This window comes from uncultured Campylobacter sp., from assembly GCF_938045595.1.
Classification (GTDB): Bacteria; Campylobacterota; Campylobacteria; order Campylobacterales; family Campylobacteraceae; genus Campylobacter_B.
In genome coordinates, this window is sequence record NZ_CALIBB010000191.1 from 1 (window position 1) to 1,138 (window position 1,138).

The window sequence follows — 1,138 nt, forward strand, 5'->3', positions numbered from 1 at the left end:
GGCTCTAGAGTGCGATAAAATTTACGCAAGGCTCGAAAAAGAAGCGGAAAAAGAGGATTTTAAGCGCGGCGATGCGAGCCTATTTTTGATGAACGAGTTTCAAAAGGCGCTAAAGAAGAGCGATTTTAGGCTCTTTACTTTGGAGCTTCATAGCGACGCTTATTATCTGCTCGTCGCGCACAAGGACGTCGAGAAAGATTTTAAAAAGCTAGGCAAGCGCGAGGAGCTATTTTGGGATATCGCGCCATGGGGCAAGCGCCGCAAAAGGCAGATCCTTTACGTCATAAACTGCGAGTGCGGCGAGATGTCGGCGTGGCAGCTGGACGCGGACGAGCCGTCGCCTAGAGATGAAGTCTGCGAAGTATGCGGGCGGGTGCTTTTTGACGCAGACGGCAACGCGATGCAGCCTTTGGAGAAGGAATTTATCTGATCTTTTTACTTATCGCGGCTTTGCGTGCGAAGTTTCGGCTAGATGAAAAGTTAAATTTTATTGCGCAGCTCAGCAGGATTTGGCGCACAGGTTTGGTTTGCAGCTCGGCGGCGAAACGCGGTTTAAATTTAAAGCTTGTCCGAGCGGTGGAATGTAGTTTTTGATTTGCAGCTTGCTTTGGTAGTAAAACATTGCTCGGCGCGGCTCGCTTTGTTTTGCTATTTGCGCGAGCGGCGAAATTTTGCAGCTTGCGTTTGTGTCTTAATAAGACTGCGGCGCAAGACGCACTATTTTAGCGCTTGCGTTCTTGGCTTGAGTTTTTATCTAACAAGTTCGCAGTCGCGGGCGCATCTACCTATGCTGCGCTAAATTTTGATTTTAATGGTTTTGGACGTAGGCTCGCGCCGCTAAAATCAAAATTTTGCCCTGCTGCGAGCGCCAAATTTACAATCTCTAAATTTAAAATTTTAAGCGTAAAATTTGATCTAAAATTTCCAAAGTTGCTAAATTTTAAAATTTAAATGCAATACGAGCTTGCCGGCTCGCTAGCCATAAGGCTCGTAAACTCCGCCGCTGCAGGAGCGGCAAGCTCGTTTGATTTAAAGATAAGGCAAAATTTTAGCTAGAGCGCCCGCGCAGAACCCCAATGCTAGTGCGCCAGCAAACGCGCTGTGTTTGAAACCCGAAACCGACGAAGTGCGGCAAAAG

The 1,138-nt window shown here is 47.5% G+C and carries 1 pseudogene; it reads left to right on the forward strand.

The features are described from left to right. Positions 1 to 430, forward strand: a pseudogene (locus Q0340_RS07600) (hypothetical protein); the annotation flags it as partial. Positions 431 to 1,138: the final 708 nt, after the last annotated feature.